Source organism: Bacillus sp. JJ1609 (genome assembly GCF_036967045.1).
Classification (GTDB): Bacteria; Bacillota; Bacilli; order Bacillales; family Cytobacillaceae; genus Mesobacillus.
The window spans coordinates 127973-132463 of the sequence record NZ_JBALSS010000013.1 but is presented as its reverse complement, the minus strand read 5'-3'; the positions used below and the strand labels follow the sequence as shown (position 1 = coordinate 132463).

Here is a 4491-nt window from a genome sequence, read left to right as displayed (position 1 = left end):
GGAGTCTTCGCGCCTTCCACTCCAATCAACAGGGTTTTAATAAAGATTGGCGAACTGTATCTTTGTCGACAAACAGGCGGCTTCCTAAAAGGGAAGCCGCCTGTTTGTCATTTTTTATGGTCGAGCGCTTGCGCCAGGCTGTTTTTGATAATTGTACCATCAAAAGAGAGTCCGAGCTGTACAGCTGTCTGGGCAATTTCAGGTCTAATGCCGGAAAGAGTTGTCTTAACTCCGATGAGTTTTAACGCCTTAAGCAGCTGGAACAATTGATGAGCTACCATTGTATCAATCATTGCCACACCTGAAAGATCCACAAATAGATGATGGATCTCTCTCTCCGCACATTGCCTTAAAGTGTGTTCAAGGATCATCTTTGCTCTTGAAGTATCAATATCGCCGATCAATGGCAACAACCCTTGATGATTACTTAAGGAAATAACTGGTGCACTTAGTTCATGGATCATTTCCTGCTGGGCTTTCAATACATTTTGAGAGTATTTATACGTCGCTTCAATGAACCTTAATATAACTTCATCAAATTCTTTGAGTATGATGTCAAACCATGCATCTCTGTCCTGTCTAGATACATCCTTGTTTAACTCTGCAAACTTATTTACATAGTAGAAATACTGGTTTCTGACATTTTTGAATTCCCTGATGACATATTGGATCGGTGTATTGATATGTTCAATATCACTGGCAATCTTAATGATCCATGGTTCAAATTCCTTGAAAAATTCATCTTCCTCTTTATCAAAAACCTCAATAAAGTGAAGATGAAATTCGTGGTTCTGGTCCTTTAAGGCCTCGATTACCTTTGGATCATTTGAGGCATATACCCCTGCTGTTTTCGTTTTATCAATGTTGTTGTACCATTCTTCAGTTAAATTACGTGTTTTCCCCTTTAAATATGTATATAAGGATTGATTCCTGTGCACGTTCATTCCCCCACCATCTGTAATGATGATCTATATAATCTTAACGGTCCAGGGAGAGATGGATAGATTTTCCCTTGTCCGTTAAAAAGAATTATATCAGACATTTCTTGGAATCTACAGTTTCAGCCCTACGAAATTATATTCTAAGATTGTGTTTATCTTTCAAATCTTCTGGAGCCATTTTTATGATCTGCTGAAATACTAACAAAAGTACACCTACATCATCAACAACTCCAATCAATGTTAAAAAGTCAGGTATAATATCAAATGGAAATAGAAAATATCCAATTATTAAACCCAGTGATATGACTTTATTTTTAACAGCCACAGTTTTTGAGGTGAAAAATTCTATTAGAAAAGGGAAAAACTTCTTCACTTTAAAAATCAGTCGAATCCTTTTTAAAAACTTTTTCATAATGATCTCTCCTTTACTTGTAATGCTTTATATCCTCTTACACAATAATGTTTCTTTTGAAACCAAATTATCAATACTAGAAGGCTTTATATTTACGTTTTGGCAATGAAAAAGTTTCGATTTCCATTCATATTAAAAGCAGCAGCTGGATAGCTGCTGCTTCATCACTTTTCACCTATGATGGCTATTGTATGGTATTGTCTAGAGTCAGGTCCTATAACTGTTTCAATGTTTTTATATCCTATTTTCTTCATATAAGGTATGACCTCGATTTCTACCATCTCAATAATACCGTTCCACATAATGCCAGCTTTTCCGTTGCTGAGAGTCAGGACCATTTTGCCATCATTTTTAAGAACTCTGTATATTTCTGAAAGAGTTTCATCAATATGATCCCAAAAATAGATGGATTGAATGCTAAATACCCTTGTAAACTGCTGATTTTCAAAAGGCAGCTGCATTACATTCCCTTGAACTAATTCTGCTCGTCCTTTATTTATTTCATGCCTATTTCTCAATCTGGCTGATTTTAAAATTGTCTCTGATAGATCCAAACCGATTATGTATTTTACAGAATCATTCTCAAGAATCCTTTTTATGGCATAACCTGCCCCACACCCTAGTTCCAGAATTAGTTCTTCTTTTTTTAATTCTAGTAATTCAAGTGTCCATATGGTTTCCGGCTGATGCTGTCTGACCATTTTTTCGCCGATATACGAGCCTATTGCTCCAGTTGGCAATCCATATTGAGAATCGATATATTCTTTGAGTCGTTTTATTAATTGCATATCTAAACTCCAATTCTTCTTTTGCCGAATATTCTTTAATTTTAACACATGTACGTATGTCTGAATAAAAAATTGAAATCATTTATTTGTTTTCCCTTAAAAGAAGGCCCTATTGCACTTTGTTCAGGTAATGCATCTTGTTAACTTCTGGGATTATTTCGAAAACGATGAGCTGGAGTCAAGGAAAATCGGGGTTGTAAAGATTGTTTGTTGTTTACATAACATTATTATGGAATTCTCTTAACAGAAATAAATTTTTTGAAAGTAAAGATTTAGTAGAAAAATATACCAAATAATCTAAATTCATGTATAATGAAGAAAACTTTTAAGGGGTAGGTTCTAGTGAAAATTTTGAAAAATACAGCTGTTGGGTACAAAAAAATTCCTGTTAGCTATCAGCTTTTCCAGCAGGATCAAGCTTCAGGACGATTGGCGGTCATGTTTCCTGGCAGAGGATACACCGTTCAAGGGCCTCTTTTTCATTATTCTACGGGCGTATTTTTAAATAAAGGTTATGATGTCCTTCATGTTAACTATGACTATACTACGGAAGAATCTGATTCTATGGAGCTTGATGAACAAATAAAACAGATTACCATAGATGTTAATGCAGTGCTTGATCAGCTGTTAAGTAACCATACATATGAAAAATTCACTTTGATTGGAAAATCAATCGGTACAATCGCATTGTCTTCGATCATACAGCGAAACGAATTTCCCGATGCATGCGTGATTTGGCTGACCCCACTTTTACATTTAGACATGGTTTTTGACAAGATGCTTTCATCAACCCAGCCAGGACTTTGCATAATCGGCGAAAAAGATCCATGCTATTTAAAAGAAAGATTCATACAGCTTGATACAAAAGAAACGATGACTTCTATTTTAATTCCAGGAACAGAACATAGCCTAAATTATGCAGACAGGCCAATTGAGTCTATTGATGTCCTGAAAAGGGTAATCACTGAGATTAGTAATTTTTAAAGGTTTTTAATTTTGAACATATAAAAGACCAAACAGTATTTGGTCTTTTTTGTTTTTATTCAAATGGAATCTGCTCCTGATAGGCTTTTTTATATTTTTCGATTAATTCCTCTTTTTGACTTTCACTGGTGATTTCAATGTCTCCATAAACCGGTACAAGCGTATGCCAGTTTTCTTCTTTTAAATATTTGGTAACGAATAAATAACTTTTACCCTTGACAAGCAAGGGATCATTTTCGACAAGGATTAATTCATTAGCGTCATAGCCACCCTGTTGATTTACAATTACAGTCCCTTTTTCCTCTCCTTTTATCGTATTCATTATTTCTACCTTGAATTGTGTTTCAGGCAATCCACCCAACGACTTTGTACCGGATTGATCAACAACCTTTCCGATGAATACATTATCAGCCCAGCCTACCAGCCTATTTGGGTCTGATACATCAAAAGTATGACTGTATTCAACCGTTTTGATAACAGGATTTTCTGGCGTATTATTTGAAAGCAGTCCATGGCCGGCAATGGATAAAGCAACTGCGGCAGCTAAAGCAGGTGCTGCAAGAATGTACCACTTCTTTTTAGACCTAGGAGCTTCCATTTTTGCTTTTTCGATTCCTATTTTGCTGCGTTCACTAAGCTCTCGCGGGATTTCGATCTTATTAATTTCTTTAATCAGTTTATCGCTCATTTGCTTCATCTCCCTTCAAATTTTTCCTTAGCTTGTTTAAACCTCTGTAAAGAATAGTTTTTGCCGTACCTAAAGGAATTTTGAGTGTCTCTGAAACCTCCTGAAGAGTCAAACCTTGATAGAATCTTAAGAGAATGACACTTTTTTCGTTAGCCTCGAGTTGATTGATCAAATCTTTAAGAGTGATTTCCGAGATGATATCTTCATTGACCTGACCCGAAATATATTCTTCGAATTCTGGATTAAGCTGAACAACATTTTTTCTTTTTTTCAGGATATCCAATGAGCAGCTGATGGCAATCCTCATCAGCCAGGTCTTGAAATATTTTGGCTCCTTTAATGTTTCTATTGATTTGAATGAACGGTAAGCTGTTTCCTGCACCACGTCGAGAGCGTCATTCTGGTTTTTCACATAGATATATGCCATACGGTAGATATCCTGCTCGTATTGTTGAAAAAGTGTTAAAAACGCTTTGTCATTTCCTCTTTGAGCTTTTTTAATTAAATCCACCTGCTAAGCCACCTCCTTAACTGTCTTTCTAACCATTAGACGGTAGATTCGTTCATTTGGCTTTATAACTTTTAATTTTTTTAAAAAACTTTTTATAGTAAAGGCATTGTAAATTAGACTGTTGATTTCCGCTCCAGGCCCTCGTTTTCCGCGGGGCGTCAGGTGAG

6 protein-coding genes are annotated in these 4491 nt (G+C 35.9%); 1 reads left to right on the top strand and 5 read right to left on the bottom strand.

Translation table 11 applies throughout. From position 1 onward, the window contains the following. Positions 1 to 107: 107 nt before the first annotated feature. The 3 genes from V7654_RS12240 to V7654_RS12230 form a co-directional block, all read right to left on the bottom strand. Positions 108 to 938: an STAS domain-containing protein gene (locus V7654_RS12240; protein ID WP_438825291.1), complete on the bottom strand. Its 831-nt coding sequence runs from the start codon at positions 936 to 938 to the stop codon at positions 108 to 110. 136 nt (positions 939 to 1074) lie between these two features. After that, positions 1075 to 1353 carry a YkvA family protein gene (locus tag V7654_RS12235; RefSeq protein ID WP_335430607.1) on the bottom strand — a complete coding sequence of 93 codons (279 nt, stop codon included), beginning with the start codon at positions 1351 to 1353 and terminating at the stop codon, positions 1075 to 1077. A 164-nt stretch (positions 1354 to 1517) separates the two neighbouring features. Then, positions 1518 to 2141, bottom strand: a complete 624-nt coding sequence (locus tag V7654_RS12230) for a class I SAM-dependent methyltransferase (protein ID WP_335430606.1) — start codon at positions 2139 to 2141, stop codon at positions 1518 to 1520. Positions 2142 to 2483: 342 nt separating this feature from the next. On the opposite strand from V7654_RS12230, the gene V7654_RS12225 reads away from it, so the two are divergent. Beyond that, entirely contained in the window at positions 2484 to 3125 is a 642-nt protein-coding gene (locus tag V7654_RS12225; protein ID WP_335430605.1) for an alpha/beta family hydrolase, read from the top strand. 55 nt (positions 3126 to 3180) lie between these two features. On the opposite strand, the gene V7654_RS12220 is transcribed toward V7654_RS12225, so the two are convergent. Next, positions 3181 to 3813: a hypothetical protein gene (locus V7654_RS12220; protein WP_335430604.1), complete on the bottom strand. Its 633-nt coding sequence runs from the start codon at positions 3811 to 3813 to the stop codon at positions 3181 to 3183. Beyond that, positions 3803 to 4324: a sigma-70 family RNA polymerase sigma factor gene (locus V7654_RS12215; RefSeq protein ID WP_335430603.1), complete on the bottom strand. Its 522-nt coding sequence runs from the start codon at positions 4322 to 4324 to the stop codon at positions 3803 to 3805. The genes V7654_RS12220 and V7654_RS12215 overlap by 11 nt, the downstream gene beginning before the upstream one ends. Positions 4325 to 4491: the final 167 nt, after the last annotated feature.